The organism is Pseudocitrobacter faecalis, from assembly GCF_965231525.1.
Classification (GTDB): domain Bacteria; phylum Pseudomonadota; class Gammaproteobacteria; order Enterobacterales; family Enterobacteriaceae; genus Pseudocitrobacter; species Pseudocitrobacter faecalis.
In genome coordinates, this window is sequence record NZ_CBDDNJ010000001.1 from 53,140 (window position 1) to 77,502 (window position 24,363).

Consider the following 24,363-nt stretch of genomic DNA (forward strand, 5'->3'; position numbering starts at 1 on the left):
CTCTCCGTTATCAGGCGGCGTGTGCCGTGTTGGTGGTGTCGTTGCCAGTACTGTCGGTATCTGAAATAGCGTCGTCAGCATCGGTCTTACCCGCTGGCTCCGGTCCTTTCAGCCATGCCGGAACCCAGCGGGTGTGCTGCATAAAGTGCTCCGCATGCCCTGCTGCATCGCCCTTCTTCATCTTCTCCGCGTCACCCGCCGCGCCCGTCAGCCCCGCCTCTTTCAGGGAGGCCACAATCTGCGGATGTTTAAGGCTACCGAAGTAGTTGTCCTTCGTCGGCTGCCACCAGTCGCGCAGGTGGAAGCCGATTGCCGCCTCGACCGTATCGAGGGTACTGCGCGAGGTGTGCCCCATATCGCGGGTCTGTACCCCGTCAACGGAACAGGCCGTGCAGAAGGCCATCAGCGACATCAACACCCCGCCGTCAAGGGCAAAGAAGGTGGTGAAGTCCTTCTCCCACCCTTCCGGCAGCAGGGCTTTCAGCCTTGCCTGTTCGGTCATCAGGATGTTAAACGCTGCGCCATCCTTACCGGACGGGGCGTTCTCCGTCAGACTGCTGTGGGAAACAGTCAGGCTGATTCGGAACGGGTGCGTCGTGGTCAGACAGCCGGAAAAGACGCAGGTACACATGCGCCAGACCATCAGCGCCACCGCTTTTTCGGGCTGCTGCATCAGCGCCGCCTGGACTGCCAGCGTACGCTCGGAGGTCATTTTCGTGAGCAGCGGGACGCTGATCCCCTCTGCGGCGTCGGGCTGGCGTGAGGTGAATGGCACCGTTACGCTGCTGGTTTCGGTTCCTTCCGGCATATCCGCTTTCAGGCGTACTCCGCGCTGCACGTACACCTGCCCTTCGTACAGGCTGACCATCACTCCCGCACCTGACTTCATATCGTCAGTCCACGCGCTGGCTTCTGCCGCCTCCTGAATAGCGCGGATGTCCGCTTCAATCGCATCTGACTCGTCACAAACACTGTCATATGTATCGTACTGCTCCCGCAGCGCATCAAGACGCTGCTGCTGCTCAGGGGTGTACACCGGATCGGGTTCAACAGGCTGCACGAACTCCTTACCGTCTTCGCCGTGGTACCAGATGCGGGCTGCGCGTCCGCGACCCCATGCCCAGCCCTCACGCTGCTGAATGTCCTGCGCGATACGCTCAAGCTTTTCCTGCACCAGACGCTCAACCAGCACACTGTCAGCCGTACCGTCGCCCTCGTCCTGGCTGAACAGATCTTCACGGACGTAACCGCCTGCTGCCTCGTAGGCATCGCGCCCGATAAAACGAAATTTGGCGTTGTCGGTGCGCATCTCGGTTTCGGTAATGGCGCGTTTAATCAGGTGTGCGGGCGCGCTCGACCAGCTGGCCTTCACGTTTTCGAATACCTCGACCTGACGGGCAGGATCGTCCTCGAGACAGAGCGCCTGACACTGCTCAACGGTCAGTTCGTCCTGGGCGAGCTTCTCCATGAGGGACGGCGCGAGGTTTGCCAGCTTCAGCATGCGCTGCACGTGACGGGAGCCGAAACCGAGTGCATCGCCAATCTGCGCGGAGGTTTTGCCCTGCCCTGCCAGCGTACGGAAACCTGCAATCTGCTCGGCGGGATGCATGGCGGCGCGCTGCTCGTTCTCGGCGACGGAGGCAAGGGCGGCAATGTCGTCGGAAACACGCTTCACCATAACGGTATGGTCAGCATCGAGACGCCCTTCCTGCGCCAGCAGTTGCAGGGCAGTCAATCGGCGGCCACCTGCGGCCACGCCGGACTGCCCGTCCGCGAGGGTGTGAACAATCAGGTTCTGCAGCAGTCCGAGCGTCTCGATGGAGTCGGCCAGACCGCGAACGCTGTCCACGGAATACGGGATAGTGCGTACGTTCAGCGGGGATTTAACGAGCGCGGACAGCGGAACATACTCGATGACAGCGGCCTCAAGGGCGGCTTTCAGGGCTTCTTCCTGCGCTTTCGTGATTTTTTTGCTGCTCGCTTTTTTGGGTGCTTTTGCTTTAACATCGGTTACTGACATAGTTGATACCTCACTGGATATTGATGATTGTCCGGCCCTGCGGAGTTACCGCTCCGGCAGGGCACCTTTTTACTGCTGTTTAGGGATGCCGTAGTCCCGGATATAACGGTTCATCAGGTACTCACCACCTGGTTCAAAATTCCATACCCGCCACACCATTTCGCCGTCCTGACGAACCACCAGGCGAAAGTGCGTCCCCTGATCGTCTTCAATCGCGACATTCTGATACTGCGCTGCAACCGCTTTAGCCTGCTCGCGGGTGAATGTGCCATCAGGCAGTGACTGAAGGGGCGGTATAACGTTGCTGGTCATGTACATCTCCTTTTCCTGCCCCGCTGGTTGCGGGGCGTTTTCATCATGCAGGTCAGAACGGGGCATCATCATCCATCGGCGGATAATCGTCCGGTAACGGCTGTGGGGCTTGCTGAGACGGCGGTGTAGTCTGACGGGGTTTTCTGCCGCCCTTCGCTTTCGGGGATTTTTCAGGAGTGCCAGCAGGTTGTGCCGGAGTGGCTGGTGTCTGCGGTTGTGCGGGTTGCTGCGGAGCCGTGTTCTGTGGCTGACCGCCGTCACGACGACCGCCCAGCATCTGCATAGTACCGTTCTGTCCGACCACGATTTCAGTGACATAGCGCGTTACGCCGCTGTCGTCCTGCCAGTTTCGGGTACGTAACTGCCCTTCGACGTACACCTGAGCGCCCTTGCGCAGATACTCGCTGGCCACTTCCGCGAGCTTGCCAAACAGCACCACGCGATGCCATTCGGTGTTTTCGCGCATCTCTCCGGTCTGTTTATCGCGCCAGGACTCAGAGGTAGCGAGGCTGAGATTAGCGACCGCGCCGCCATTGGGCATATAACGGACTTCCGGGTCCTGGCCCAGATTACCCACGATGATGACTTTGTTGATGCCGCGTACTGTCATGATGAATCTCCTTAATCCGTTGTTTTGCTTTTAAAACCATCACCCGTTGAGTTGCCGGGGCCGCGGTTTTGACGTTTTGCGGGGTCCTGCTGAACGCGCCCGCTGGTTGTTACCTTCACCCGTTTGAGAGCCGTTCGCCGCAAGGGCGTAAACCAGCGCGGGCGATGGCGGATGTCCAGGGCGCGGTTTACCGCGTACCATTTACCCTGGACAGCTGACAGCGACTGTGCTTGTCTCAGCCCCGGCGTAAGGACTCAAAAGGGTGAAAAAACCAGGCAAGGAATGAGCAGGAACCCGCCGCAACGACGGAAAGCGCGGGCGCGAAACGGCGTTGCGCCTTACAGCCCGGCGTCAGTTTGCCGGGGTGCAGAAAGCGCAGGATACGGCGCGTAAAAGGGGCGGCGCATCCTGATAAGGATGCTGCAAGCCCTGGTGTTGCGTCATGGGATGGAAGCCCGAAGGGCGGAGACGGTTTACCGGCTCCGTTCACGACAGCCCGCCCGGACGCCCGCAGTGAAAACGGGAACGGGCAGAAAACAGAAAACGGGAGGATAAGAATGGATTACATGCGGTTAAAATGATGGCTGACGATCATCCAGCTTGATGCCAGCCGGGAACATCAGGAGCGAAAATGCTTTTCTTTTCTGTACTGCACAACGCTGTACCAGGCCGAAGCCAGGAAAGCAAAAACGGTGATCAGCACTCGTAATTCGTCCCCCGGCTCCCTCCCCTTCAGCATCAACGTTATGATGATGCCGGCAACGATAATCCATGCAACGCCACTCCAGAGACGCAGTTTACCGGTCTGCTTTACAGGAAGATATCCCTGATAATACGCGCACTCCAGGGCTTCAGCGACTGACAATGGAGAGGAGAGTGCGCGGCGCCGGAGGCGCGGCGAAGTTTCTCTCCGGCAGGCGCAGCCTGCCCAGGTTTTCGCGCGGGCTGACAGGCGCCCTCCGGCCCGGACGCCTGCCATCATACTTACTGGCCTTTTCCACCCTGTAAGATGAAAAAACCGCCGATGTACACGGCACACTGACAGGTCATGTAGTAACAAATTTCATCCATCACCTGCGCGGTGGTCAGTTCCCGCTGACCGGCATCACGTCGGCGGGCATTAATCAGGGCCTTGTACTGTCGCAGGATCTCACGGCTTTGTGGTGCAAGTTTCATACGTTTTCTCCTTAACCGGCGGGTTTCCCCGCCGGACATTAATCAGTTACTGAAGACATAGCCGTCATGGAACACATAGCCGCTGCTGAACAAGTCACGCGCCCAGGCTGCAAAATCGAAATAGCTGCGCAACGGCTCCGGCACCTCATTTAACAGGCCGTTGTCCTCCACCATCTCCCGCGCATAGTCTTCCTCGCTTTCCGCCTCGCCGCGGTACGCATCATCAAACGCGTCATAGTCACACTCGCCGGTATACTCCGCCCAGGCGATAAAAGCGGCTTCCCTGCCCTCTTCTTCGGCGCGTTTGTAAGCGGCGATAAAATCCCAGTCAATGGAGCTTTCAGAGGCAAACTGCGACGGGATACCCTCCCAGTCCTGGAACATAAACTCGGCATCCCATTCATCAGCATGCAGCGCCTGACAGGCCTCGTAAAAATCCTCCCTGCCATCAAATTCAGTCAGATCAAACCATTTGCCGTAAATGCTGCCGCAGTTGTATTTATGGTAGGTGCCAACGTAGACCGCAGGTGTGGTGGTCGTAATGCTCATAAAAAATCCTCCATAGTCGATGTTGTCTGAGTTCCGGCTTACGCCGTGCCGACACGACAGCCGGGCGAAAAGCGGAGGATGCAAGGGCGTCACCGAAGCCGCAGCGCAGTAAAAAAGCAGGAGCAGGCTGGACGGTTTGACGGCGAAAAATGAGCCGGAAAACGACGGGAAGACGGCGGATAATGCATTTGAAATAAACTGCGACCGGGTGAAGGTGACGGCGTTTACGCTTCCCTTGCATCAGCCGCGGCCCGGCTATAGTAGAGGCACGGCGTTTGCCGCAGGCCGCACGGGGCGTTCCTCACTGCGAAGCCGGAACAACGTGGAGGAAGAGCCATAAAAGCGGAGCCGGCGACATCCTTATCCTTCAATGTTGATTCAGGGGGCCGCAGCCCCCTGCTGTTCGCTACACTGGCCGTATTGCTGACAGGGCATTGCGGACAAGACTGATTTCTTCACGCGCTTCTGCCATGACCTCATGTAACAGGGTTAAATCCATCCACCGGCGCGGAGGCTCGCCCGGAATACGCAGTACATCGCACATCTGGCCACATGCCAGAATTTGGTCAACTTTGTCGCTGATAACAAAGAACTCGACGCTGCTGTAGCGTGCCCCTTTATTCAGGACGGCATCGAGCACTACCGGTAAATGGTCATCGTCGTCGTCCAGCCAGCAGGGCATATCATTTTCCTTCACAACCAGACGGAAATTTCGGGTCTGCCGATAAAACAGCGTTTCCCCGCGCGTGGTCAGCGCCGCCTTTATCCGGCGCGCATCCTCCCATACCTGCCGGGAGACACCCCGCACGGCGCGGGACAGGCAATCCGTTACAGCCTGAATCTCCGGCTCCGTCAGCCATTCCCCGGCCCAGGGGAATGCTATATGTGTTCCGTCCTCCGGAAGCTGCGGCGCGTCGGCATAGCGGCTGCCGGATAAAATAATCTGCGCAGGCGTCCCGGCTATTTTTGTCATGGCACTTTGCAGCTCTGCGGGTACGTCACCGGAACAAAGTAACGGCAGCAGATGAACAATATTTGCCGCATCCAGACGGACATAAATGCTTATCCAGCCCGGTTTATTGACCGGATCACGCTGTTCAACATCGATATGGTCAGGCCATCCATAATCAGCAATCAAATCGCGCGCACGACGCATCACAAGGGCGGTTAACGTGGTGATTTCCTGCATAATGAGTTCCTTCTGAAGGGATTCAGAACACGCCGCCCGGGCGGCGTGTTGATATCAGTTTTTTAATAACGCGCGAACTTTCGCCGCATCAGCCAGGCGACGGGTAACACTTTCCGGTACGGGATGATTCTCATCCCGCGCGGACCATTCCCTTTGCCACAACACCTGTTCAGCGGTTATCAGCAGGGTTTCAAGCAGGTCAGCCGGCACCGTCACCGCCGGAACGTCCTCTTTCACCTGTTCAATCAGATCCATCACCGCACCGGCAGACACGCCCGACTCAAGCCGTTGTTCCTCCGGAATGGCGTCCATACGCGCCAGTACCGCCCTTGTGTCCTGCTCCGAAACGGCATATTCCATTCCGTCGGCCAGCGCTTCGATATCCGCCGGGGACCAGACAATGAGATTCAAAGGGGTTTCTGCGGGATACTGCTCACGCAACAACCGGCAGAGGATTTCACAGGTTCCGTACATGTTTTTCTCCTTAGTCCTTAAAGCAGGCATCCAGCTCAAGAATTTCGTTGTATGCCGCCATAAACAGGGCATTGATGCGAAAAAGGGTCTGACGGGTCAGGCGTTCGGCCAGCACATCAGAGTCAAAGCGATAGCGGTGCTCCATCCCGTTCAGCGTCGCCCGCAGGTCACACATGCTGTTGGCGACTTCCGCCACTTCTGCGCGGAGTTTTTCGTGTCCGGCATAGTTCATTACGCAGCCTCCGGGAACTCGTCGTTAGCGGCCGGGGACTGCATGGCGCGCCGGACGGCGGCCAGACGCTGCTGTCCGGCCCGGTGATACTGCTCCAGCAGTTCAATACCGATGTAGCGACGGCCAGCCTGGAACGCGGCCACGCAGGTCGAGCCACTGCCCGCAAAGGGGTCGAGCACAATCGCGCCGGGATGCGTGAAGGACTCAATCAGCGGTTGCAGGCTGGTTACGGGTTTTTCGGTCGGGTGGTGCCGGTTGCCGCTGTATTTCCAGGACAGCACGTCCGGCAGCGGGTTTTGTGGCAGACGTGGACGGCCTTTTGCCAGCAGGTAGGCGCACTCATGACGGTAGCCCACGTATGCGGCCTTCGATGTGTAGGTTTTGGTAAACACCAGGTGGCCGACAACGCTGAATCCCGCATTTTTCCAGGCGGCCATAAAGCGATCGACGCGGTTCCAGCCGTAGAAGCTCACCATCAGCGCGTCTTTTTTCAGCACGCGATACATCTCATGGCAGGCGGGTTGCAGCCATTCATCGGTTTTATCGCCGGCGATGGTACGCCCCTGACGGTCACGAAAACCGACGAGATATGGCGGGTCGGTCAGAATGAAATCGACAGCATTATCCGGAAAGCCGGACATGATATGGACACAATCACCCTGGATAAATCGGGACATGGTAGTTCTCCTTTCTCAAATGCGGCGCCAGTTACGCCGTGCCGATACGACAGCCGGGCGAAAAGCGGAGAATGCAGGGGCGGTGCCGCAAGCCGCAGCGCAGTGAAAAAGCCCACGCTGGCTGGACGGTTTGACGGCGAAAATTGAGACGGAAAACGACGGGAAGACAGCGGGTAATGCCTTTGAAATTAACTGCGACCGGGTGAGGACACCGGCAGAGCGAACCCTTGCATTCGAAGCGGCCCGGCTACAGTAGCGGCACGGCGGCCACACGATGGCAGGAACCTGAAATACAGCCTATGTTCTGAACTGAAGAAAACACAGATTTCGCATGCGAAATCTTCACCGGAGAAACGATAATGTGCGGTCGGTTTACGCAGTACAACTCCCGCGAGGAGTACCTGTCCTTTCTCGGAGAAGAAGCAGAACGGGACATTCCGTATGATCCAGAGCCCGTCGGCCGCTACAACGTTGCGCCCGGAACCCGGGTATTGCTGCTGAGCGAACGCCGCTCGCAGCTGCAGCTTGATCCAGTTCACTGGGGTTATGCCCCGGAGTGGTGGAACAAGCCCGCTCTTATCAATGCCCGAAGTGAAACTGCAGCCAACAGCAGGATGTTCAGGCCACTCTGGGAGCGCGGAAGGGCCATTGTTTTTGCCGACGGCTGGTTCGAGTGGAAACAGCAAAACGGCGTTAAACAGCCATTTTTCATTTACCGTAAGGACGGAAATCCACTCCTGCTCGCAGCCATCGGGAAACCACCCTTTGAGAACGGCAATGACCACGAAGGATTCCTGATCGTCACAGCAGCTGCGGATGAGGGGCTGCTGGATATTCACGATCGGCGACCGCTCGTGTACTCACCGGCTGCCGCACGGGAATGGCTTAGCGAAAACACAACCGGTAAAGAGGCAGAAGACATTGCCCGTGAGGGCAGTCTTTCCGCCGAAGATTTCACATGGCACCCCGTCAGCCGGGCTGTTGGCAATCCGGGGAACCAGGGCCGGGAACTGATAGAGCCACTGGCTTAGCAGACGGTGAGATACCCGGCATCCACTCACAGGGTTATGCACCGTTTCTGTGGATAACCCCGAGCCTGTTTTATCCGCCAGAACAATGACCTGGCAGGAGCCGGTAAAATTCTCCTTGCAGGACGGGAAATATCTTAAATAATACTGTATATAAAAACAGGTATTTTAAGAGGTATGCCATGATCCTTTTTGTCACTCCCGCATCTGAGCCAGCACTGTTAACCATCCCACTTTTCACAGAGCGCTGCCCTGCAGGTTTTCCGTCACCGGCCGCGGACTATACCGAAGACGAACTGGACCTGAACGCCTACTGTATCCGTCGCCCCAGCGCGACCTACTTTGTCCGGGCCATTGGCGATTCGATGAAAGACATGGGCCTGCACTCCGGCGATTTAATGGTTGTCGACAAAGCTGAAAAACCCAGGCAGGGGGATATTGTCATTGCGGAAACAGATGGCGAGTTCACCGTTAAACGCCTGCAGCTTAAACCCCGAATCGCCCTGCTGCCGATGAATCCCGCCTACCCCACACTCTACCCGGAGGAACTGCAGATATTCGGCGTGGTGATGGCATTCATACATAAGACGCGGGGTACTAACTGATGTTTGCGCTCGCTGATGTGAATTCGTTCTATGCGAGCTGTGAAAAGGTATTTCGTCCTGACCTGCGTAACAGGCCCGTTGTGGTACTCAGCAACAACGATGGTTGCGTCATCGCGCGCAGTGCCGAAGCGAAACGGCTGGGTATAAAAATGGGTATCCCCTGGTTCCAGCTGAAGGCGGCACAATTCCCGGAGCCGGTCATCACGTTCTCGAGCAATTACGAGCTTTATGCATCGCTGTCGAACAGGGTTATGTCTCATCTCGAGGAGCTTGCGCCGCGCGTGGAGCAGTACAGCATCGACGAGATGTTTCTGGACATTCGCGGCATAGACCGCTGCATTAATTTTGAGGACTTCGGTCGACAGCTGCGCGAACACGTGCGCTCCGGTACCGGGCTGACAATCGGCGTCGGAATGGGGCCGACCAAAACGCTGGCTAAAAGCGCGCAATGGGCGTCGAAAGAGTGGCCACAGTTCGGTGGGGTGCTTGCGCTGACGTCACATAATCCGAAGCGAACGGAGAAACTGCTCTCATTGCAGCCAGTGGAAGAAATCTGGGGAGTAGGTCGCAGGATCTCAAAGACGCTTAATTCGATGGGCATCACTACGGCACTGCAGCTGGCGCGCGCGAACCCTGTATTTATCAGGAAGAATTTTAACGTAGTGCTGGAGAGAACCGTCCGGGAACTCAACGAAGAAAGCTGTATTTCGCTGGAAGAAGCTCCGCCGCCAAAACAGCAAATTGTCTGCAGCCGGTCCTTTGGAGAGCGTGTCACGACGTATGAAGCGATGCGGCAGGCCGTCTGCCAGTATGCTGAGCGTGCAGCTGAAAAGCTGCGTGGCGAGCGGCAGTTCTGCAGGCATATTGCTGTATTTGTGAAAACGTCACCGTTCGCGGTGAACGAACCGTATTACGGGAATGCGGCCAGTGAGAAGTTGATGACACCCACGCAGGATACCAGGGACATCATAGCCGCAGCGGTGAAAGCACTGGATCGGATCTGGGTGAATGGGCATCGATATGCAAAAGCGGGTTGCATGCTCAATGATTTTACCCCTACAGGGGTTTCGCAGCTGAATCTGTTCGATGATACTCAGCCCCGAAGCAACAGTAATCAACTGATGACAGTCGTGGACAGTATTAACCATTCGGGCAAGGGGAAAATATGGTTCGCCGGTCGGGGGATTGCCCCCGAGTGGCAGATGAAAAGGGAACTACTTTCGCCAGCTTATACGACACGCTGGGCAGATATTCCTGCCGCGAAATTGACTTGAAATCGTGGCGATTTCACCTTGAAATTCTCAATATAAATAACTTAATTTCAATAAGTTAGATGTGAAATCGCCATGGCGAAATTATTGGCTCAAATTTCTATCAAGTACCTCGTTGATAGCTTTGTCCAGTTCATCCTGAACCACTTTTGACATACGGCTAAACTCATAAGTCAGCGTACGCCCTTTCACACGCTTGCGCGCGAACTTATCCTTTTCTTCAAAGGTCCAGAGTGCGGAAATTACTGACTTTTCCTTAGGAGGCGGAGCTATCAATGCCTGAGAGGCCTGAGAAATCAATTTCAGTATACTGGCTTTCTGTTCGTCTTCTGGTCGCTCGTAGTCACTCAAAATTGCATCGTGCTGACCTGAGACAGACTGAATGAGCCCTTCAGACGTTAAGCCCTTTTCACTGAGTTTTTCATTAACCTCTAACAGAATTTTATAGTCACTAAACGACAGCTCAGACTGAACCGGGAACAGAGAAATCAATTCTTGCGGTACTGCTGCAGCCTGCAGTGCCCTGGTGACCTTAGCCTGGGATAACCCCTCCAGTTCAGCAATTTCCTTTTGATTGAATCCAGACTCTTTCAGAGCCATCAATCTTAAGCCGATCTCCCGTAGGTTATGCTCTTTAGCTGTCTGGATATCTTTAGCCAGCTGGCGAGCTTCATCAGCTGATAAAAGTTCACCGGTAACCATTACATCAAGGCCAGTACGGATATAAATCGCTGAGGCTCGCCGTCTTGAACCATCCAGTATCTCAATCCTTTCACCTTGCTGAATACCAATACAGGGGAAGAATTGCTGAAACTTAATCGTCTGGATAATAGATTTCAGAGACTCCCTAGTCAGAGCAAGTTGATCTCTTCCGTTGGTTTCCTGGTTTACGAATGTCTTACTTTCAACGTCCGATGCAGGTACTCGAAAAAACCTGAACGTTATCTTCCTACCGGTTTTTAGGGTAAATACCTGACTTCTTTGGGTGTCAGTCATCTCAACCATTGACGCCTGGGTATTTAACTGTCTGCCAATGGTTTTTCTTTTCTCATTCGACATCACATACCTCCGTTAGTACGAATGAACTCAATGCGATCAAATACGGCCTTCGCAAAGTCTTCCGCTGCTGATTTTGCGCTTTTAAGTGCCTCGGTGCTTCCATCATAGGTTGCTGGATTTGCGGAAATAACTGTGTCAAAAGTCTCCCCGCAGCGCTCGAAGCCATCCAGCCTCGGCAAAACCATGTCGAGCATATCGGCACCGAATACCTCTTTGGCCTGACTATGGCAAATTTTATGATCAGACTTGTTCAGGATTTTAGACATAAAACCGACATTTCCGATGAGATTGCAGGTGTGTCCATCCTGTTCGATCGAATCAATAAGCGCAGGAAGGCTGGCTACAAACTTCAGGGAAGAATGAAAATCAACCGTTGCCGGTGGAAGAGGGGTCAACATCAAGTCTGCCGCTCCGATGCAGTTTTTCAGGAACGCATCGAGGTGAGGACCACTATCAAGGAAGATAAAGTCGTAGTCATACCGGAGCTTGTCGATAATGTTCTCTTTAAGCACTGCATGAATATTTTGCCCAGGCAGATGTTCCTCACACAATCCCTTCCAGCCTTCAGCAAGGAATGCATCGTCAATGGAAGCAGGAATAACATCAACGCCCGGGATAATTGACGGCACGATGAAATCGGACAGTAATTCTTCACGAGACACGTTCTGGAGCATGGCCTGAGCAGCCGTATTTTCAACTAGGCCTACTGAATTCTCATGGCTCAGGAACATTGTCAGAGATGCCTGCGGATCGAAATCGATGGCCAGAATACGCAGATCTTCGAACAGAAGCTGAGGATGAGCCCGAAAGGCATGGGATAATGAAGCGGTAGAAACTGTCTTGGAACCGCCACCTTTAAGGTTACATACAAAAATAGCGAAGGCTTTATCAAAGCGATCTCTGTACTTGGGTACTTTACGATGGAAATACAGATCGATAACGTTCTGAATCGTCATCGCGTACTTCATCGTATTGCCGGAAGGTTTCTTTTTAAAAATGTAGCCACTGGCTTCCATTTCGGCCACAGCATACTCAACACTCCCTTTACTGAGCTTAGGCAGCTTATATAGGGCGGCTTTGCTGTATTCCTGATAGAACTCGGTAAGCTTCAATTCCTCTTTTTGCTGGCGGATACTTTCGCTCAAGGATGTCAGAAGTTTACCTGCACGTGTGGCGACTTTCCGTAACTGCTCAATATTTTCCATTTATCACCTCATGACGTTTTTTGTCATTTTGAACAAAAAGAATCATGTTGCAAGAAATAATTCATAATATTTTGATTTTACTCTCACAGGAGGCGCCGAAGATTAAATGGAGAAGAGAGTACTACGTCCACAATCATTTTGTTGACCCACAGCGCAAACCGTGAGTCTGTTCAGAGCTTGCATCTGAGCAGGAGAAGGTTTGGACAAGCTCGACGGGCGCGCCAAACTTGAAGTTGCCCGTACCATGCTGCAGAACGGCATTAACTTCAATACCGTTATGAAAATGACCGGTCTGACTGAAAACGACCTGGCGCAGATCCGCTACTAATCACCCTTTCATGGCACTTCCTGTCTGGCCATCAGCGAATACTGGTGGGGCAGGGAGACACCAGACTCAGGCTCTGCCTGACAGCAACAGCGATTAAACAGCTTCGTCACTCCCCTCAAATGTGCTGTCAGCTATCGTTGCCTGTACTAAATGCCAAAGCATTCTGGTCGGCCCCCTCCCTCCCTCTCTCTAAGTAGACGGTGATTCAAGTGCATATCTTTCGTTTTTGTCCCGCGTAAGGAACAAAAGAAAATATTACTCCTGCTGGCCAGCTCATCTTTTCAGCGTCACGCTGCAGCCAGAATATAAGTAGTGCTCGCCGCAGCCTTGTGACCGAGCAACGCGAGCGAACGGGCGAGGAAGCGCAATATCATCATTGCTAAAATGAGCAGGTACGCGCCAGTGTTTGATCACTGAAATCGCATATCTTAACGATTTTACATCAGTGGGTTATCCACATATACAGTTCTTCGATCCAGCAATAAGATCCTTAAAGCGATCCCTTTAAGATCCAAAGAAGATCCCCAGATCGCTGCAGGCCCTGTCAGCTCTGTTCCTGGGGGATGATCGCATAAGCTATAGAAGGATAATCATAAGCTGTAACTGGTATACAATAAGCTGTATCATGTAAAGGATATACTGTGATGAGTCAGCTACATAAACTATAGTAAGTATGAAGCCCAGAAACACACCCTGGGTTGTGTATAACATGAAGCTGCTTGTACCAGGCCTTACGGCTATTACAGGTTAGCAATCAGCATTCTTATTCTTTACTTTCCCACCGCCCGGAGGCTATCTGGACAAGGACAATCTGGACATAAAAAAACTGTTTGAAGAGGTGGATAAATCCTCCGGCGAAATAGTTAACCTCACGCCCAATGGAAGTAATACGGTCCAGCCTGTGGCACTGATGCGGCTTGGTGTTTTCGTTCCCACGCTCAAATCTCTGAAAAACAGTAAAAAGAATACGCTTTCCCGTACGGATGCTACTGAAGAGCTGACGCGGCTTTCTCTTGCCAGAGCTGAAGGCTTTGATAAGGTCGAGATCACCGGCCCACGGCTTGATATGGATAACGATTTCAAGACCTGGGTCGGGATCGTCCATTCCTTTTCCCGGCATAAGGTTATTGGGGATAAAGTGGAACTTCCGTTCGTCGAGTTCGCTAAACTGTGTGGTATCCCTTCAAGCCAGTCGTCCCGCAAACTTCGGGAGCGCATTAGTCCATCGCTTAAACGCATTGCGGGTACCGTGATTTCCTTTTCCCGCACTACCGAGAAGCACACCAAAGAATACATCACGCACCTGGTCCAGTCTGCCTACTACGATACAGAGAAAGACGTGGTTCAGTTACAGGCAGATCCGCGTTTATTTGAACTTTATCAGTTTGACCGCAAAGTACTTCTGCAACTCAAGGCTATCAATGCCCTGAAGCGCAGGGAATCAGCTCAGGCACTCTACACTTTTATTGAGAGTCTTCCGCGGGATCCGGCTCCTATCTCGTTGTCGCGCCTCCGAGCCCGACTGAATCTGAAATCTCCGGTCTTTTCTCAGAACCAAACGGTAAGGCGTGCCATGGAGCAGCTGCGTGACATAGGATACCTGGATTACACCGAGATCCAGCGCGGCCGGACAAAGCTTTTCTGTATCCACTACCGGCGTCCCAAGCTGAAGGCACCTAACGATGAAAGTGCAGAAAACCCGCAGCTGCCAGCGGCGAAGCGGGATGTCAGTCCGGAAATGGCTGAAAAACTGGCTGTCCTAGAAAAGCTGGGGATCACGCTTGCTGATCTGGAGAAGTTGTTCAAAACATCCTGAACATAAGCTGTAATGAGTAATTTTATTGTTGCTACACACCACAGCTTATATTAATGGCTCCGGAGAGTACCCTGCTCATTATAGTTTATATAAGCTGTGGCGAGGCGTCTCCTGTCAGTACGTTTGTACCGCTTGACTGAAAGCTCTTATCTTCGGTCTGAGAATTATTATTGGCTCGCAACAGCAGGCTTTTTTCAGGATGATAATACTCACTGTAGCTTATGTTGCTTACTGCAGTTTATGTTGTGGGCATTCTGCTCTCCATAGCTTATGTAAATTGTGGAAAGCAGTAATGTCATTTCAGCAGCGGCAGTGTCTGTAAAATCTCAGCGGGCATCACGCCCGTACCGGCTAAACGGCTCGGCCAGCGTGGCAACTGGGTCCAGCGCAAGCACCCACGTATAAACTTCCATCGAACGCGGCTCCTTATGCCCGGCGAGACCTGAATGACTATCCTGGACCGCCGGTGATAGAGCGTGTGCATGGTATAGCTGTGGCGGAACATATGCGGCGTGACCGAAATGGAAAAATATACACTGTCTGCTCCGGCCCGCTTCACCGTTTGCTTCAGCCACTTGCGCATGGTTTCATCAGTGACGGCCACAGCGGCTCAAATCGGTTGGGCCGCGTGGCCAAGATAAACGGGGCCGAGCAAAAAAGCGAAGAAACCGAATTCGTTATAGCACCTATCCATTTCCTTTCAGCATCGCGACCGCATCGCTCTCAGACATCTGGAACTGCACCCGGTGCCGTGCTGCCACATCCAGGGCAAACACCTTCGTATACACCTCCGTCGAGCTGATGCTCTTGTGTCCCATCAGACTCTGCAGCACCTTCAGTGGTATACCGGCGTACAGCATGTGCATGGCGTAGGAATGGCGGAACGTGTGTGGTGTCACCGGTACGGAGAACGTCACCCCGTCGGCCGCTGCCGCTTCAACCGCTTCGCTGAGCCAGGTGCGGACGGTCCGGTCGGTGATCTCCCAGATGCGTGCTTTTTCGGTTCTGCCGGTCCGCTTATTACGTCGTTCAAGAGGTATTTTCAGCGTGGCCACCATCATCTCCAGCTGGCTGACATAGTTCGCATCGGAAAGCGGAACCAGGCGATGCGTCTGACTGCCGGCAGGCGAGCGGCCGGCCGTTCGGGCCGCTTTCTCCGCCCGCTGCTTGAGGGTGGCCAGCTGCACGAACGGGTAGGGCGGCGCCAGGGAAAAATCACCCCGGGTCAGCGCCAGCGCCTCGTTAATGCGCGCGCCGGTGTTCCAGAGGGTTGCCAGCAGCATCTTGCGGTGGAGATCGGGGACATAGTGGAGCAGGGCGCTCACTTCCGGCGCCAGCAGATATTTTGGCAGTTCATCCTGAACCAGAGCCATCTGTCGCAGGGCTAGTGCGGCCGGGTAGTCGATGGCCACCGGCAGCTGCGCGGCAGAAAACGAAACTCCCTGACCTGGTATTGCCGGCATCATTGTTTCCTGTCCTCAGTGGACAGGTATTGTTTCCTGGGATGCTGAGCCTTCAGACTTCCGGGCAGATCATTTTTCATGGGGTGTCTCACGGCTTTGTTTCAGTTTGCTGTAGAGCCAGCAGGGAATAAAAATGGGAGAGAAAATAATGAAGCATATGAATTTTATCAGTAATACGTCCCACTGACGTTCGGTCAGATACCGGATTTGTTTTGCCTGATATGACTGACTGGATTTCAGTCTATCAATTTCCAGCTTCTGGCTCTCACACAGACGGTGTAGCTCATCAACTCCCTTATGCAAAGGCACAGCGATAAGGTGACAATGAAGACCTTTAGGGTACTGAAGCTCGCCTACGGTTAAGGGGATGGATAGTCTTCCGGCTGGTTCGAACCTGAATCCGATACCGTTCCAGAAGCGATCCCGACGAAGCATATTTTCCCTGTCATCTTCATCGACAGGAGATGTACGGATACGTTTCACGGGGGTATCAGCCGGAAGCGTCTTTGCCCAGGAAATCAGCTGTATCATGATCCAGGAGCCAAGTCCTCGTCCCCGCAAATTGTAGTCAAGCATAAAATCCGAATTCGTCAGGTCCAGTTCGGTCGTGCCATCCCATATATTTACAGTCCACTCCGCTTTGTATTGAGGCTCCTGATGCCAGCCTCCCCCGTTCCAGTACAGGGAAAGAGTGCATGTGCGGCCAGCCAGTTTTCTTTTCACGTCAAGACTGCCACTGGCAGGAGAGTAGGTTTCCTTCAGGGTTCTGATGACGACCACTCTGCATGCTGGCTGATATCGACCACCTGTGCGGCTCTCAGGCAGGGTCAGCAGCCAGGCATTATTGGCTTCATCAAATTTTGGTAGATCCACCTTATATGGTCCTTTTATGGTAAATATCTTCAGCCCAGCTCCGAGAGAGCATTAGCGGGTTAAAAGGGATACCGCTTATTGTTCTGCGAGCACACCTCGATCCATTCCAGCTGTCCGTGGGTAAGTACAGGTGATACCACTGACGGGCGCAGACAGTGATGCCCCCGTCAAACCCGGTCTCGGCCAGTTCCTCGGCGTTCTCCGGCCAGCGGAGCAGACGCCCCTCGGCTGAGATCTCGTAAAATGCACATTCACAGTCCAAGTCTTTAGTCTGGTATTCAGATTCTGTTTCGCCGTCCCGCATCACGGTAGTGAAAAGTGACTGCGTCAAACATTCCCATTTTTTGCTTCCTTAAATCGTTGAGAAATCCCGCCTTGCTGAAAGCGTCTTCCTACAGGCGTCGGATTATTTTCCGGGACGCATTAACATCGTGCTTCACCTTGAAAGGGTTGTCTTCAATACCAGGGTCATCACTGACGCAGTCATCGCTTTCACGCCGGCGCCATCCTCCCATAGGTTCAACGAAGATCCCGACGACGTATCCTTCCTGAGTGAGTAAATGTTTTGCCGGTGGGATCTGGGCGACCCCTTTCAGAACCGGATATTCAGTAATTCGCTCATAGATGACATCGTGTCCTTCATCATGGAGTTCCTGAATTAACACGTCAGCTGTTATGTATTTCGATACCTGCATTCAAAGATCCTCCTGAAGCATTTGAAGAGATACTCATGGAAATAATCACTATGCAGAATCATTCCCTGCTCACACGCCTGAATGTCACGCCTGAGGATTTTCCCTGCCGTCATCATTTTCAGGCTGATAATAAGCAGCCATATAACCACGGCATTAAATTACCGAATGCCCTTTTCGTCATGATCCGATTTTCTGCATATTCACGACTTTTCGGAAGTGTACCACGGTCATGGAATAAGCGAAGCGCTGTTTTCCGGTGCTGCGCGCCCGGTCACGAACCACGGCGTAAACACAACATGTAGAATAAATAGCAGCTGAAAGAGTGGCGCATCTTGTGTTTCAGGTGCATTGCGCACTGGTGAGCGGAAGAGAGATCCGGAACATGCTTTTTTCGGATCTCAGTGTAAAAGAGAGAAAAAAGGATATGCAAAGCATATCCATATGCCTGGCATCTGCATAGGTATGGCATACGCATATGTTCACCATCTGTATATGTTGCACCTATACATACACTGAACGTCTGCATATACTGAGCATATGCATGCACCCGGTGCAATGAACCTCATTCCGGATATGCATCACATATCAATACTTACCCGGGAAAAAATCATGAGAACCGTATCCATTTTCAAAAACGGCAACAACCGCGCCATCCGCCTGCCCCGCGATCTGGATTTTGAGGGGGTGAGCGAGCTGGAGATCGTGAGGGAAGGGGACAGCATTATTCTGCGTCCCGTCCGGCCGACCTGGGGCTCGTTCGCGCAGCTCGAAAAAGCTGACCCGGACTTTATGGCGGAGCGCGGGGACGTTGTCAGCGACGAAGGACGGGTTAACCTGTGAACAAAATGTATATGCTCGACACCAACATCTGCTCATTCATCATGCGCGAGCAGCCGGAAGCTGTCCTGAAGCGCCTTGAGCAGGCGGTGCTGCGCGGCCAGCGCATCGTTGTCTCGGCCATCACCTGGGCCGAAGTTTCACTGGCATCACAGGAAGCAGGACCAGCCGCACAGAAGCTGGCTGACGCATTCGCTGCCCGCCTCGATGCTGTCCTGCCCTGGGATCGCGCTGCGGTGGATGCAACCACGGAGCTGAAAGTGGCGCTGCGCCTCGCCGGCACGCCGATCGGTCCGAACGACACGGCGATTGCCGGGCATGCCATCGCCGCCGGTGCCGTGCTGGTGACGAATAATGTGCGGGAATTTGAGCGGGTGCCGGGTCTTGTGCTGGAAGACTGGGTAAGATAACGCTGTAATACAAAACAGGCGGTCTGGCGCTGCCGGACACTCTTTCTGTCAGCGGTATATAAAGGAATAAAAGATGCCTCTGATCACGCGGCTTATGCTGCAAAACTTTAAAAAGTTTCCGGAACTGGATCTGCGCTTCACTCATGACCGTAACATTCTGGTCGGTGACAACGAGTCCGGGAAAAGCACTATTCTGCTGGCCCTTGACCTTGTGCTGACCGACAGCAGGCACCGGGTCGAGGCATTGGGTGTGGAATCGCTCCTGTCCCAGGCAGCAGTCAGGCATTTTCAGGAAGGTGAGCGCCGCGCCGAGCTGTTACCCGTGCTGACAGCTGACGTTTTCCTGAGTAATGGGGGAGATCCTGACCTGAACGGCAGGCAAAATCTGGCGGGTATCGATGCGGATGGACTCAGAATGCGCATTGCACCAATGACGGAGGAATACGGTCAGGATATTCACAATGTACTACAGCAGGATCCCGATAATTTTCCCTATGAATACTATTCCGTGCGGTTCAGCACCTTCTCCGGTGGTCATTTCGCCGGCTTCAGACGCTATCTGCGCCATCTGCTGTTAGACAGTGCACGCATCGATAACGAGCACGCCGCACAGGAATATACACGCACAGTTTACAGCGTCAATGTGCCGGTGGCCGATCGTTACCGGCTTGAAAACAGTTACCGGCAACAGAAAATGCTCTTCTGCACCCGGCATCTGTCAGCCATAAACGACACGCTGGAAACGTATCAGTTTGGCGTGCGTTCCGGTGCTAAATCAGGTCTTGAGGCGAATCTGGACATTACCGAGGACGGTATTTCCATTCGTCACCGTGGAAAAGGAAGGCAGTGCTTCATCAAAACAGAGTTTGCGCTGCAGCGGCATCAGCAGCAGGGAGAGCTTCACGCACTGTTGCTTGAGGAGCCGGAGAATCATCTCAGCCATGTCAGTATGAAGAGACTGGTTAATCAGCTTGCCACTGAACGGCAGACGCAGGTGTTTATTGCCACACACAGCAGCCATATCTCCTCCCGCCTCGATCTACGTAAGGCAATCCTCCTCGGATCTACCCGGCCGGTACTGATGAATGAACTTTCCGCTGAGACTGCCGCCTTCTTCATGAAAGCACCGGATAATAACGTGCTGGAATTTGCGCTGGCCAGACGTGTACTGCTCGTGGAGGGGGATGCTGAGTTTATTCTGATTGAGGCCTTTTATCGCCGCCTGTATGGCAGGGCGCCGGAGGATGACGGGGTTCACATCATCGCTATCGGCGGAACGAGTTTCCGTCGTTATCTTGAACTGGCCCGTCTTCTGGAAAATCGCGTCGCGGCTCTTCGTGATAATGACGGAAACTATCAGCAAAACTGCGATGAACGCTATGCTGACGTGCTGTGTTCCCGCACCCGGGTATTTGCTGATCGCGACAACACCCGATCCACATTTGAAATCTGCCTGTATCAGGATAACGCTGCTCTGTGTGACGCGCTTTTCCGCGGAACCCGCCGAACACTCACGGTGCAGGAATACATGCTGGCCAATAAGGCAGAAGCAGCATTCCGGCTGTTACAGCTGCACGCCGAAGAGCTGACGGTACCTGATTATATTCAGGAGGCACTGGCATGGATAAGAGAGTGATATTTGCGGTTGCCGGCTCGGGCAAGACCACGCTGCTGATACGGCGGTTGAGTGAGGACCGGAGAACGCTGATCCTGACCTTCACCGTGAATAATGAAGCGCATCTGCGGGCGCAGATTATCAGACGTTTTGGCTTTATCCCGGACGGGATCAGGGTGATGACCTGGTTTGAGTTTCTGCACGGTTTTTGCTTCCGGCCTTTCCTGCAGGAGCGGCTGGCATCGCGTGGCCTGAGCTTCGACCGACCCCCTCCCGGAATACCGCGCACGAATGCCCGGCATTATCAGGATCCCGCCGGACGGCTATATCACCGGAGGCTCGCACACTTGCTGACAGCCCGGGGGCTGCTGCCGGATATCCGTACCCGGCTTGCCCGTTACTACGATGAACTGCTTGTCGATGAAGTCCAGGACTTTGCCGGACATGACTTTGATTTTCTGCTGGAGCTCTGCCGTGCGGAAATCACTGTGCTGTGTTGCGGTGATTTTTATCAGCATACCTTTGATACAAGCCGTGACGGCAACGTTAATTCAACGCTGCACGATGACATTACGCGATATGAGGCCCGCTTCGCCGCAGCAGGTTTCATGGTTGACCGCAACACGCTCAACCGAACATGGCGTTGCTCGGCTTCGGTGTGCGAGTTTATCACCGGGCAACTGAACATCCGTATCGCTGCCCATGGGATACATGCCACCCTGATTGAAACGATCACAGATGCAGAGCGCACAGCCACCCTGCACGCCGATAATACGGTGATTAAGCTCTTCTATCGTGAACATCACCGTTACGGCTGCTATTCCATGAACTGGGGCGTCAGCAAAGGGCTCGATCACTTTCAGGATGTCTGCATTGTGATGGGGCCCGCCCACTGGAAGCTTCTGACCCGTCAGGAACTGGCAGCCCTTCCACCGTCGTCCCGTAACAGGCTGTACGTGGCATGCTCACGGGCGCGCGGCAACATTTATTTTGTTCCGGAAACTCATCTGCGCCGATTCCGAAACTGAGTTACCGATTTCTCAGTCGGGCACAAATCAGTAAAAAGCGAGGGTCATCGACGGAAATACCGGCTGGACAGGTGCGGTTCCGGTTCTCGCTTTCCGGAACCTGGCTGACAATATGTAACATTATCATTAAATTCAGTTATGCCAGTTATTTTCATTCGCAAAATGTGAATAATGTGGCATACACGCCAGCATGAAATTATTGTTAACATTTTAAGTTCTGAATGGTTTTTCACTTGTTCAGTTAAAAGTGCAGGTCATTGAAAACATTGAACGGTTTTGTTGACCGGAGACTATTTCATCATCGCGGATAATGAGCGAAATTAACTGTCCATTATATCTGGGCCAGACAGAAAACATGGTATAGTCGGTGATGGATGCTGAAGTTTAGTAATTTCAGAAATAATTTAATTTGAGATGCCATGACAATGGTTTTTCTGATTTACCAGAGCTGAAAATATGGCATACTGCAGATGTTACCTGACTGCACTCATACCGGGTAACGGACTGTGTATTGTAATGATTTTTTTATTGCAGGGGGGGGATCGTGATCTATAAAATTTGCCAGGTAATTGACGGGGAGTACGTTTGCGACATTGATATAAGTGTGGGAGAATGGAAAGCTCTATTACTGAACGAAAAGGTTTTTGACTCTAAAAGTATTGAGGCGTTAAAAAAATGGTATATTGAACCAAATCATTCCTGCACATGTTTCGATATAGGAAAAAAGTACGACCAGCACAGTATGAGTGCTAATGGTGTTATTAACGGACTAGGTGGTAGAGTTCAAAAAGAGCTTGGCAGATTCGAAGTTATAGGGATCGGCAATATAGCCCCCGGAACAAAATTCATTACAGTCATGAAAAGTAAAGAAAACGGTGAAAAACCAAAAAGATACTTATGGACAATTCGTGATGAACTGGTTCAGGCAATTAAAGAACTGAATTTTTTTGATGAAGCAGAAACAACAAATAATGAATTTTACTCTGACAATGAATTAATCAATGCTATGAATGAACACAATAACTTTGATGCCACCCAGGTATTTGAATATACAGGAGAAGCTAAACCAAAGAAAAATGCAATAGAAGTCAAAAATGGCTTTTCGTATCCAAGGAATAAAGGGGTGTCCAAAAATGCACTGAATAAAGCAGGTTACAAATGTGAAGTCGATAGCCAGCACCCAACCTTCAAAAGACGTAACTCTCCTCTGAATTACACTGAACCACATCATATTGTACCTATGTCCAGGCAGGATGACTTTGATAATTCGCTTGACGTCGAAGAAAATATAATATCTCTGTGTTGTAATTGTCATAAACAAATTCACCTCGGCCATGGATATGAAGAAATGCTGGAAAAAATATATAACGAGAGAAAGGAGTTATTAAAACAGGTAGCTATCAATATATCACTGGAGGATTTGATTCGTTATTATAAGGGATAGAACTGGCGAATGTCGTTAAAGGGTAATGCTTTATCTTACTTGCAGAGATGTACGCCAATATTCCGGCCAACAAATTATTCGTGTGATTCAGTCTATCTTATGAGAGACAGTACCTTTCTTCCCGGTCCCGCCAGATGCTGTCTCTAATCCTTATTAGATCAATCATTACGGCGTATGTGCACTGTTGTACAGCGCGGACATATGGCACGAACCTCTCATTCAGGGGGGGTATGCAACGGACATCCATTTGCCATTCACCTCGTAGCTGGATACAGATGGCAGTGAGCTAAGGATATATACCCAAACAATGTCATTGTTGACGGACTGTATCCGGAGGATTAATATTTTGTTGCGTAAAAATAAAAAACCCGAAATTAATCGGGTTTTAATTATTTAACGATTATCTGGCTCCCGTGTTAGGGAGTGAGTTAAATTTACTCTTATTGCGACGTTTTTGCAATCTTTATTTTTGACTATCAAGCCATTTATTCATCTGCTCAATTTCTCCTTTTTGAGCTTTAATGATGTTCTGTGCGAGCTTTCTCATTTCTGGATTTTTACCGTATTTTAGTTCGGTCTCAGCCATTGCAATTGCCCCTTCATGGTGTGCTACCATGCCTTTCGCAAAAGCCTTGTCGGGATCGGATTCATTAACTGCGGCCATCATTTTGTTATGCATATCGCTCATGCCGGCCATATATTCCTGTGAAGAAGCTGATTTGGACATATCAGTCATTTCCATCCCTGAATGTTCTGCTGAAATCGCTGGCAGGGATAACATTAATACTGTAAATAAAGCGTTTCTGGCTTTCATAAAAAATTTCCTTTTCACGTTACTACTCGTTAACTGTAGCAGAATCTGATAAAAAAGCCCCCCTGCAGGGGGCAAAAATACAGCAACATAACAATATATTCCGGTTAAGGAATAATCCAAGGAAAGGGTAAACGCACAGGTATCACAGTCACATTCAGCCTGCATTGACCATGCGACGATGCGCTTCGGCCATGTCCTGATGAGGACCGGACTGACCATTATTCATGAATTCATGGGCCACTGCTGCTCTTTCATGCTCATCCAACGATGCGTACGACGTTGACGACCTGGTAAGAGTCACGATGTTACTTCCCATCATCTTCTGGTGGCTTTCTACCATTTTCTGATGAGCATCGGCTGATCCGTTAGTCATGGTTTCATGAGCAATAATAGCCTGCTCATGCTGATCCATACCAGCCATACTTGGGGCGATACCCTGGATCTCAGCAGGCGCAGAGATAGATTGCATCTGATGAGCAGGAGCCTGTGCATTGTTGACTCTCTCATGAATATCTACGGTTTCAGTGGCCCAGGCCGAAGAAATTAAGCCAAAGCCCAGCAAGGATGCTAATACGATATTTTTCATGATAACTCTCCATTTCTTAATTAGTGATGTCCGGGGGAGTACAACCG

General features: G+C 52.2%; 25 protein-coding genes and 3 pseudogenes. 10 read left to right on the plus strand and 18 right to left on the minus strand.

The features are described 5' to 3' along the window. Positions 1-10 precede the first annotated feature (10 nt). The 10 genes and pseudogenes from ACOXYR_RS00290 to ACOXYR_RS00335 all read right to left on the minus strand — a co-directional run bounded on the left by ACOXYR_RS00290 (position 11) and on the right by ACOXYR_RS00335 (position 7,239). Positions 11-2,020, minus strand: coding sequence for a ParB/RepB/Spo0J family partition protein (locus ACOXYR_RS00290; protein WP_415728461.1), 2,010 nt, complete (start codon positions 2,018-2,020; stop codon positions 11-13). A 69-nt stretch (positions 2,021-2,089) separates the two neighbouring features. Further along, complete coding sequence (locus tag ACOXYR_RS00295) at positions 2,090-2,332, minus strand: DUF905 domain-containing protein (RefSeq protein WP_350437391.1); 243 nt, start codon at positions 2,330-2,332, stop codon at positions 2,090-2,092. A gap of 52 nt (positions 2,333-2,384) precedes the next feature. Next, the gene (locus tag ACOXYR_RS00300; protein WP_350437392.1) at positions 2,385-2,942 is read right to left on the minus strand and encodes a single-stranded DNA-binding protein; all 558 of its coding nucleotides are present in this window, start codon (positions 2,940-2,942) and stop codon (positions 2,385-2,387) included. Between the two features lie 619 nt (positions 2,943-3,561). After that, positions 3,562-3,741: pseudogene (locus ACOXYR_RS00305) on the minus strand (hypothetical protein); the annotation flags it as partial. A 185-nt stretch (positions 3,742-3,926) separates the two neighbouring features. Beyond that, complete coding sequence (locus ACOXYR_RS00310; RefSeq protein ID WP_350437393.1) at positions 3,927-4,118, minus strand: hypothetical protein; 192 nt, start codon at positions 4,116-4,118, stop codon at positions 3,927-3,929. A gap of 42 nt (positions 4,119-4,160) precedes the next feature. Next, on the minus strand, positions 4,161-4,667 hold the full coding sequence (locus ACOXYR_RS00315) for an antirestriction protein ArdA (protein ID WP_415728462.1): 507 nt from the start codon (positions 4,665-4,667) through the stop codon (positions 4,161-4,163). Positions 4,668-5,073: 406 nt separating this feature from the next. Next, positions 5,074-5,856, minus strand: coding sequence for a hypothetical protein (locus ACOXYR_RS00320; protein WP_350437434.1), 783 nt, complete (start codon positions 5,854-5,856; stop codon positions 5,074-5,076). Between the two features lie 54 nt (positions 5,857-5,910). Further along, entirely contained in the window at positions 5,911-6,330 is a 420-nt protein-coding gene (locus tag ACOXYR_RS00325; protein WP_350437433.1) for a DUF1380 family protein, read from the minus strand. A 10-nt stretch (positions 6,331-6,340) separates the two neighbouring features. Next, the gene (locus ACOXYR_RS00330; protein ID WP_023972437.1) at positions 6,341-6,562 is read right to left on the minus strand and encodes a hypothetical protein; all 222 of its coding nucleotides are present in this window, start codon (positions 6,560-6,562) and stop codon (positions 6,341-6,343) included. Then, entirely contained in the window at positions 6,562-7,239 is a 678-nt protein-coding gene (locus ACOXYR_RS00335; RefSeq protein ID WP_415728463.1) for a DNA methylase, read from the minus strand. Before ACOXYR_RS00335 ends, ACOXYR_RS00330 begins: the two co-directional genes overlap by 1 nt. A gap of 359 nt (positions 7,240-7,598) precedes the next feature. Here ACOXYR_RS00335 and ACOXYR_RS00340 point away from each other — a divergent pair, with 359 nt between their 5' ends. The 3 genes from ACOXYR_RS00340 to ACOXYR_RS00350 all read left to right on the plus strand — a co-directional run bounded on the left by ACOXYR_RS00340 (position 7,599) and on the right by ACOXYR_RS00350 (position 10,146). Beyond that, on the plus strand, positions 7,599-8,270 hold the full coding sequence (locus ACOXYR_RS00340) for an SOS response-associated peptidase family protein (protein ID WP_415728464.1): 672 nt from the start codon (positions 7,599-7,601) through the stop codon (positions 8,268-8,270). Between the two features lie 179 nt (positions 8,271-8,449). Further along, positions 8,450-8,872, plus strand: a complete 423-nt coding sequence (gene umuD / locus ACOXYR_RS00345) for a translesion error-prone DNA polymerase V autoproteolytic subunit (protein WP_315713231.1) — start codon at positions 8,450-8,452, stop codon at positions 8,870-8,872. Then, entirely contained in the window at positions 8,872-10,146 is a 1,275-nt protein-coding gene (locus ACOXYR_RS00350) for a Y-family DNA polymerase (protein WP_421356175.1), read from the plus strand. The genes umuD and ACOXYR_RS00350 overlap by 1 nt, the downstream gene beginning before the upstream one ends. A gap of 81 nt (positions 10,147-10,227) precedes the next feature. On the opposite strand, the gene ACOXYR_RS00355 is transcribed toward ACOXYR_RS00350, so the two are convergent. Both ACOXYR_RS00355 and ACOXYR_RS00360 read right to left on the minus strand, forming a co-directional pair. Further along, the gene (locus ACOXYR_RS00355) at positions 10,228-11,202 is read right to left on the minus strand and encodes a ParB family protein (RefSeq protein ID WP_415728466.1); all 975 of its coding nucleotides are present in this window, start codon (positions 11,200-11,202) and stop codon (positions 10,228-10,230) included. After that, positions 11,202-12,407 carry an AAA family ATPase gene (locus ACOXYR_RS00360; protein WP_350437428.1) on the minus strand — a complete coding sequence of 402 codons (1,206 nt, stop codon included), beginning with the start codon at positions 12,405-12,407 and terminating at the stop codon, positions 11,202-11,204. The genes ACOXYR_RS00355 and ACOXYR_RS00360 overlap by 1 nt, the downstream gene beginning before the upstream one ends. Positions 12,408-12,633: 226 nt before the next feature. Here ACOXYR_RS00360 and ACOXYR_RS00365 point away from each other — a divergent pair. Both ACOXYR_RS00365 and ACOXYR_RS00370 read left to right on the plus strand, forming a co-directional pair. After that, positions 12,634-12,735, plus strand: a pseudogene (locus tag ACOXYR_RS00365) (ISNCY family transposase); the annotation flags it as partial. 826 nt (positions 12,736-13,561) lie between these two features. Further along, positions 13,562-14,551, plus strand: a complete 990-nt coding sequence (locus ACOXYR_RS00370; RefSeq protein ID WP_350437467.1) for a RepB family plasmid replication initiator protein — start codon at positions 13,562-13,564, stop codon at positions 14,549-14,551. 295 nt (positions 14,552-14,846) lie between these two features. Here the strand turns inward: ACOXYR_RS00370 and ACOXYR_RS00375 are convergent. The 4 genes and pseudogenes from ACOXYR_RS00375 to ACOXYR_RS00390 form a co-directional block, all read right to left on the minus strand. After that, a pseudogene (locus ACOXYR_RS00375) lies at positions 14,847-15,193 on the minus strand (tyrosine-type recombinase/integrase); the annotation flags it as partial. 44 nt (positions 15,194-15,237) lie between these two features. Further along, entirely contained in the window at positions 15,238-16,017 is a 780-nt protein-coding gene (locus ACOXYR_RS00380; protein WP_415728467.1) for a site-specific integrase, read from the minus strand. Between the two features lie 66 nt (positions 16,018-16,083). Further along, complete coding sequence (locus ACOXYR_RS00385) at positions 16,084-16,887, minus strand: hypothetical protein (RefSeq protein WP_415728469.1); 804 nt, start codon at positions 16,885-16,887, stop codon at positions 16,084-16,086. Positions 16,888-17,279: 392 nt separating this feature from the next. Next, entirely contained in the window at positions 17,280-17,582 is a 303-nt protein-coding gene (locus ACOXYR_RS00390) for a hypothetical protein (protein WP_350437466.1), read from the minus strand. A gap of 609 nt (positions 17,583-18,191) precedes the next feature. On the opposite strand from ACOXYR_RS00390, the gene vapB reads away from it, so the two are divergent. The 5 genes from vapB to ACOXYR_RS00415 all read left to right on the plus strand — a co-directional run bounded on the left by vapB (position 18,192) and on the right by ACOXYR_RS00415 (position 22,916). After that, positions 18,192-18,422, plus strand: a complete 231-nt coding sequence (gene vapB / locus ACOXYR_RS00395) for a type II toxin-antitoxin system VapB family antitoxin (protein WP_201405677.1) — start codon at positions 18,192-18,194, stop codon at positions 18,420-18,422. Beyond that, complete coding sequence (locus ACOXYR_RS00400; protein WP_350437472.1) at positions 18,419-18,829, plus strand: PIN domain-containing protein; 411 nt, start codon at positions 18,419-18,421, stop codon at positions 18,827-18,829. The genes vapB and ACOXYR_RS00400 overlap by 4 nt, the downstream gene beginning before the upstream one ends. Positions 18,830-18,902: 73 nt before the next feature. After that, positions 18,903-20,465 (plus strand): ATP-dependent nuclease, encoded by a 1,563-nt coding sequence (locus ACOXYR_RS00405; RefSeq protein ID WP_415728470.1) that lies wholly within the window; start codon positions 18,903-18,905, stop codon positions 20,463-20,465. After that, positions 20,450-21,472 (plus strand): DEAD/DEAH box helicase, encoded by a 1,023-nt coding sequence (locus ACOXYR_RS00410; RefSeq protein ID WP_415728471.1) that lies wholly within the window; start codon positions 20,450-20,452, stop codon positions 21,470-21,472. Before ACOXYR_RS00405 ends, ACOXYR_RS00410 begins: the two co-directional genes overlap by 16 nt. A 544-nt stretch (positions 21,473-22,016) precedes the next feature. Next, the gene (locus ACOXYR_RS00415; protein ID WP_415728472.1) at positions 22,017-22,916 is read left to right on the plus strand and encodes an HNH endonuclease; all 900 of its coding nucleotides are present in this window, start codon (positions 22,017-22,019) and stop codon (positions 22,914-22,916) included. A gap of 463 nt (positions 22,917-23,379) precedes the next feature. Here the strand turns inward: ACOXYR_RS00415 and copM are convergent, their stop codons facing one another. Further along, positions 23,380-23,730, minus strand: a complete 351-nt coding sequence (gene copM / locus ACOXYR_RS00420; protein WP_415728473.1) for a CopM family metallochaperone — start codon at positions 23,728-23,730, stop codon at positions 23,380-23,382. Positions 23,731-23,884: 154 nt separating this feature from the next. Beyond that, positions 23,885-24,316, minus strand: a complete 432-nt coding sequence (silE, locus tag ACOXYR_RS00425) for a silver-binding protein SilE (RefSeq protein ID WP_415728474.1) — start codon at positions 24,314-24,316, stop codon at positions 23,885-23,887. Positions 24,317-24,363: the final 47 nt, after the last annotated feature.

Coding starts and splice junctions, on each gene's coding strand:
- ACOXYR_RS00290 (WP_415728461.1), bottom strand. CDS start 2,020: ATGTCAGTAACCGATGTTAAAGCAAAAGCACCCAAAAAAGCGAGCAGC.
- ACOXYR_RS00325 (WP_350437433.1), bottom strand. CDS start 6,330: ATGTACGGAACCTGTGAAATCCTCTGCCGGTTGTTGCGTGAGCAGTAT.
- silE (WP_415728474.1), bottom strand. CDS start 24,316: ATGAAAAATATCGTATTAGCATCCTTGCTGGGCTTTGGCTTAATTTCT.
- ACOXYR_RS00360 (WP_350437428.1), bottom strand. CDS start 12,407: ATGGAAAATATTGAGCAGTTACGGAAAGTCGCCACACGTGCAGGTAAA.
- vapB (WP_201405677.1), top strand. CDS start 18,192: ATGAGAACCGTATCCATTTTCAAAAACGGCAACAACCGCGCCATCCGC.
- ACOXYR_RS00390 (WP_350437466.1), bottom strand. CDS start 17,582: ATGCAGGTATCGAAATACATAACAGCTGACGTGTTAATTCAGGAACTC.
- ACOXYR_RS00410 (WP_415728471.1), top strand. CDS start 20,450: ATGGATAAGAGAGTGATATTTGCGGTTGCCGGCTCGGGCAAGACCACG.
- ACOXYR_RS00355 (WP_415728466.1), bottom strand. CDS start 11,202: ATGTCGAATGAGAAAAGAAAAACCATTGGCAGACAGTTAAATACCCAG.
- ACOXYR_RS00295 (WP_350437391.1), bottom strand. CDS start 2,332: ATGACCAGCAACGTTATACCGCCCCTTCAGTCACTGCCTGATGGCACA.
- ACOXYR_RS00315 (WP_415728462.1), bottom strand. CDS start 4,667: ATGAGCATTACGACCACCACACCTGCGGTCTACGTTGGCACCTACCAT.
- ACOXYR_RS00320 (WP_350437434.1), bottom strand. CDS start 5,856: ATGCAGGAAATCACCACGTTAACCGCCCTTGTGATGCGTCGTGCGCGC.
- ACOXYR_RS00300 (WP_350437392.1), bottom strand. CDS start 2,942: ATGACAGTACGCGGCATCAACAAAGTCATCATCGTGGGTAATCTGGGC.
- copM (WP_415728473.1), bottom strand. CDS start 23,730: ATGAAAGCCAGAAACGCTTTATTTACAGTATTAATGTTATCCCTGCCA.
- ACOXYR_RS00310 (WP_350437393.1), bottom strand. CDS start 4,118: ATGAAACTTGCACCACAAAGCCGTGAGATCCTGCGACAGTACAAGGCC.
- ACOXYR_RS00335 (WP_415728463.1), bottom strand. CDS start 7,239: ATGTCCCGATTTATCCAGGGTGATTGTGTCCATATCATGTCCGGCTTT.
- ACOXYR_RS00330 (WP_023972437.1), bottom strand. CDS start 6,562: ATGAACTATGCCGGACACGAAAAACTCCGCGCAGAAGTGGCGGAAGTC.
- ACOXYR_RS00405 (WP_415728470.1), top strand. CDS start 18,903: ATGCCTCTGATCACGCGGCTTATGCTGCAAAACTTTAAAAAGTTTCCG.
- ACOXYR_RS00340 (WP_415728464.1), top strand. CDS start 7,599: ATGTGCGGTCGGTTTACGCAGTACAACTCCCGCGAGGAGTACCTGTCC.
- ACOXYR_RS00350 (WP_421356175.1), top strand. CDS start 8,872: ATGTTTGCGCTCGCTGATGTGAATTCGTTCTATGCGAGCTGTGAAAAG.
- umuD (WP_315713231.1), top strand. CDS start 8,450: ATGATCCTTTTTGTCACTCCCGCATCTGAGCCAGCACTGTTAACCATC.
- ACOXYR_RS00380 (WP_415728467.1), bottom strand. CDS start 16,017: ATGATGCCGGCAATACCAGGTCAGGGAGTTTCGTTTTCTGCCGCGCAG.